Annotated in this window: 4 protein-coding genes; all 4 read right to left on the bottom strand. The window is 65.4% G+C overall.

Going from position 1 to position 4,483, the window contains the following annotated elements:
- Positions 1-52: 52 nt before the first annotated feature.
- Complete coding sequence (locus Q0L57_RS06755; protein WP_296739858.1) at positions 53-1,399, bottom strand: FAD-binding oxidoreductase; 1,347 nt, start codon at positions 1,397-1,399, stop codon at positions 53-55.
- Positions 1,400-1,548: 149 nt separating this feature from the next.
- Positions 1,549-2,310, bottom strand: coding sequence for an SDR family NAD(P)-dependent oxidoreductase (locus Q0L57_RS06750; RefSeq protein ID WP_296739855.1), 762 nt, complete (start codon positions 2,308-2,310; stop codon positions 1,549-1,551).
- 23 nt (positions 2,311-2,333) lie between these two features.
- Positions 2,334-3,104, bottom strand: coding sequence for an SDR family oxidoreductase (locus Q0L57_RS06745; RefSeq protein ID WP_296739853.1), 771 nt, complete (start codon positions 3,102-3,104; stop codon positions 2,334-2,336).
- 171 nt (positions 3,105-3,275) lie between these two features.
- Positions 3,276-4,483 (bottom strand): MBG domain-containing protein (locus Q0L57_RS06740; protein ID WP_296739850.1); only part of this gene is annotated, 1,208 nt, incomplete at its 5' end.

The following is a 4,483-nucleotide window of genomic DNA, read 5'->3' as shown; positions in this document are numbered from 1 at the left end:
AGCCTATGAATCATGCATCAATCCAAATTTGAATCCTGAATGTCGATTGGTCCTAAAGCGCGGGACCCAGCTGGAGCGTGCTGCCGTCGCTGAAACGCGACTGCCGGAACCTGCTCATGTCGTGTCCCGTATCGTTGCCCTGGATCATATCGGACAGGATGCGGCCCATGCCCGGTCCGATGCCGAAGCCATGACCGCTCATCCCGGTTGCGATGAACAGGCCCGCAATCCTCGGCGCGCGATCGACGACTGGCACGACATCCGGCATCGCATCGATCATGCCGGCCCAGGTAGCCTTGAACGGAACCTGCTTGAACTGTGGGAAGAGGCTCCTGAACTCATGGTCGATGGCGCGCAGCGCCGCCGCTTCGGGAACCGGATTGAGGATACGCATTCGTTCGAACGGGCTTTCCCGACCGGCGTCCCATTTGCGCGGCGTCGACCAGCTGTCCGGATAGCCGCGCGGCGCGGCCGGCAGATAGCGCGTGCCGAAAGGATTGGCCATCAGGGCGGGCAGATACTTGAGCACATGCCGGAAGGCATCCGGCCCGACAAAGAGGTGGTGGCTTCCCCCTCCGGCGAGCGTGTAGCCGCCGTCCTGGCGCCGCCGGAACGCGATGTGCTCGTCGGCGGCGGCACCCTGGGCGACTTCGGCCATCGGCTCGGTCGCGGCCACGGTTGACCTGACGCTGAGCTGCGGAATCGAGATGTCGTGGGCGCGCAGGAACAGCGAGCTCCAGGCGCCGCTTGCGACGAGCACGTTCGAAGCGGCAATATGGCCCTTTTCGGTCCACACGCCGCTGATCCGTCCCGCGGAGAGATCGAGCATGCGCGCGGCGCAATTCTCGATGATGGTGACGCCCTGCCGCACGGCCAGCCGCGCAAGGGCAGGCACGGCGACCCAGGGCTCGGCGCGCATGTCGGAAGGCGTCGTCATGCCGCCCTTGAACCTGTGCGACATGCCCGGGATCAGCTTCGCGACCTCATCAGGATCGAGAAGCCGCGTGTCGACGCCATGGGCCTCGGCGATCTTGAGGAAGTTGGCGAACTTGACCATTTCCTTGTCCGTGCGCGCCAGGTAGGTCACGCCGGTCTGCTTCAGCCCTATGTCCTCGCCGCACTCCTCGGCCAGTTGCTGCCAATGCCGGCGCGCCTCGATCACGATCGGCAGTTCGGCGGCATCGCGGCCCTGCTGCCGGATCCAGCCCCAGTTGCGCGACGACTGCTCGGCGGCGACCCGGCCCTTCTCCAGCACCGTCACTGAAATGTTTCGCCGCGCCAGGAACAGCGCCGTTGCCACGCCGATGACGCCGCCGCCGATGATGACGACATCCGAGGCCTTCGGCAGAGGCTGCCCGAACTGGATTGGAGTGGCTTCCGTGAAAGGGAAAATCGTCAAGGACCCGATCCTGTTGATCCGATGCGGCTTGGGATTGGATACGAAGCTTGGCGCCGGACTGCTAGGCCGACCCGGAAGAATTTGCCGGGCCAGAGGCATGTCGTTCTTTTGCCGGGAAAACACGGCCTCGAGGCTCATTCCCAACCCGGTCAGCCCTTCCGCTCCTGCAGGATGTTGCCGCCGTCCACGACGAGCACGGCGCCGTTGACATAGCTCGCGCCGTCGGATGCCAGGAACAGCACGGCGGCGGCGACCTCATCGGGAGTGCCGGCACGCCCGAGCGGCGTGTTTCGGGCGGCAACGAGCTCCTCCGGCGTGGAGGCGCCCGTCGCGATCCAGCCCGGCGCGATGGCGTTGACGGTGACGCCGTTGCGGCCGACCTCGAGCGCAAGCGCGTGCGTGAGCCCGACCATGGCGGCCTTGGCGGCGGAATAGGCGGCCTCACCCTCGTTGGAAACATAAGGGCCGGTTACCGAGGCCATGTTGACCACCCGCCCGTGACCTCGCTCCACCATGCTGGCCAGAAATCCGCGCGTGGCCAGGAACGTGGTCTTCAGGCTGACATCGATGCCCCGGTCCCAGTCGCTTTCGCTGAGGTCGAGAAAGCGCCGCTGCAGCGCGGGCTGGGCGACCGTTCCCATGCCGGCATTGTTGACGAGGATGTCGACGTGGCCGACCTCCGAGCACAGCTGCTCGACATCGGCCGAGCGCGTCAGGTCGGCGACGACGGCGCGGACATCGAGCCCCTCGGCCCGTAATTCTTCGGCGCGCTGTTCGACGCGCTGCGAGGAAGCGGTTATCGCGACCGAAAGCCCGGCTTCTCCAAAGGCGCGCGCAGCCGCGATACCGATGCCGTCGGCGGCGCCCGCGCCGGTCACCAGCACTTTGCGGGATTTAACAAACACGTTCATCGCCTCTCCAGGACCCTCGCAACTCAGTATCCGGCGCTGACGCCGAAATCGATCGAAAGCGCGGCACCGGTGATGGGCGCGGCTGCGGGCTGGCACAGATAGTGGATGAAGGAGGCGATCTCCTCCGCCTGGATGAACCTTGCCCGCTCCCCTTGCGGGTAGTGACCCAGCAGCCGGCGCTTGTAGCCGTCCGGGTCATCGCCGCCAAAGGTCTTCGCCTGGTATTCGACCATCGGTGTCGCCGTATCGCCGGGACAGACGGCGTTGACCCTGATGCCCTGCGGCGCAAGCTCCAGCGCAAGCGCCTTGGTCAGCAGCACGAGCCCGCCCTTCGATGCGCAATAGATCGCCGCGCCGTTGTTGCCGACAATGCCGGCGTCGGACGCAATGTTGATGACGACGCCTTGCGTCTGAGAAAGGTAGGGAATGGCGGCCGAGATCAGGAAGAAGGCGCCCTTGAGGTTGACGTCCAGCACCAGATCCCACTGGTCTTCCCGCACCTCGGCGGCCGGTCCTTCGAGCCAGACGCCGGCGGCGTTGATGAGAATGTCCAGGCTGCCGCCCCACTCTTGGGCCTTTTCCACGACCTCGCGGCAGGCAGCGACCGAACGGATGTCGAGCGGCAGGCCAATCGCATTCGCTCCCGTCGCGGCGATCTTTGCCACCGCGTCGTCGAGCTTCTGACCCGGCAGGTCGGCGAGCACGATCCGCTCGCCGTCGGCGGCCAGGCGAAGTCCCGTCGCAAGCCCCATTCCTCCGGCGCCGCCCGCGATAAGAACCGTCCTGCCAGCCATTCGATGATCTCCTGCCCTGGGCCGCGATCCGTGAATGCTGCCCGGCGCATACGAACCATGTTCCCGGAAGGATGTCGAATGGACCACTTCGGACAATCAATGATCACAAGAGGTCGGCAGTCAGCAGCCAGTCGGGCGCCGACGGCTCCACGATTCGAACGGCGCGCCAACCTATTCGGCCGACGCGACGAAGCAGACGGCGGAGACCGTTCCCATGGCGCGGCAAAGCGTGGCTCGATCGAGGCGCGGATCCTCCACGATCGTTTGCGGATCACCTGCCGGAGCAAACCCGGTAAAGAGGACCGGCAGCGGGGCTCCGCCGAAGTGAACTGCAGCATTGTACGCGGCCGTGCTGGCGACGTCGGTTGCCGGCACCACATTGGCCGGTTGCACCACCAGGTCGGCGCCGACATAGGTCAGCTCGTAATTGGCCGAGGCACCGAGACTGCCTTGTTCGATGGCGTAGCTGCCGGGCATGCTTGCCGTGGTCGCTTGGGTTGAAAGCGAGCCCGTGAGCGTGTCGCCGGCGACAAGGCCAAGCCCGCCGATTGTGTAGGTGAGCGGCGGATTGTCCATCCCCTGCGGCCGGCTCTGCGCATTGGCGGTGACGGTTATCGCACGCTTGCCGATGCTGAAATCGGCGCCGACGAAAGTGATGTCGTAGTTCGAATTGCTGGCGTCCGTCAGCGTGCCCTGACCGATCGCATAACCACCGACATTTTCGCCGGAAGCACGATCAAGCGTACCGACAAGGGCCACACCGCTGCCGAGGTCGGAATGGCTGTAACTCAGGGATGACGGATCGGCATTGCCATAGATCTTGCCCTGGCCGGCATCGGCTGTGACGGTGACCGAGCGTTTGCCGATGGTAAGATCGGCGCCGGCATAGGTGATCGCATAGTTGCTGTTGGCGAGCGTGCCCTGAGTGATGCCGTAGCTGCCCACGTCCGATGCGGCCGTGGCGGATGTCGCCAGCGCCCCGGTCAGGCTGTCGCCATTGACCAGATTGCCGGCGGTGAGCTGATAGGTCAGCGCGGGATTGGCCTCGCCATAGATGCGGCTCTTGGCATCCGCTGTCACCGTGATGGCGCGCTGCGTCACCGAAAGGTCGGCGCCGGCATAGGTGATGGCGTAGTTGCTGTTGGCGAGCGTGCCCTGGGTGATGCCGTAAGCGCCAACGCCTGACACCGTGGTGGCGGACGTCGCCAGCGCCCCAGTCAGGCTATCGCCATTGACCAGGTTGCCGGCGGTGAGCTGATAGGTCAGCGCGGGGTTGGCGTCGCCATAGACGCGGCTCTTGGCATCCGCTGTCACCGTGATCGCCCGCTGCGTCACCGAAAGGTCGGCGCCGGCATAGGTGATGGCGTAGTTGCTGTTGG

The organism is Mesorhizobium sp. (assembly GCF_024509055.1).
Lineage (GTDB): Bacteria > Pseudomonadota > Alphaproteobacteria > Rhizobiales > Rhizobiaceae > Mesorhizobium.
The sequence above is the reverse complement of the archived record's forward strand: the minus strand, read 5'-3'. Positions and strand labels throughout refer to the sequence as shown.

Excerpts from the sequence above, each read along its gene's own strand:
- Q0L57_RS06745 (WP_296739853.1), bottom strand. The coding sequence starts at position 3,104 with ATGGCTGGCAGGACGGTTCTTATCGCGGGCGGCGCCGGAGGAATGGGG.
- Q0L57_RS06750 (WP_296739855.1), bottom strand. The coding sequence starts at position 2,310 with ATGAACGTGTTTGTTAAATCCCGCAAAGTGCTGGTGACCGGCGCGGGC.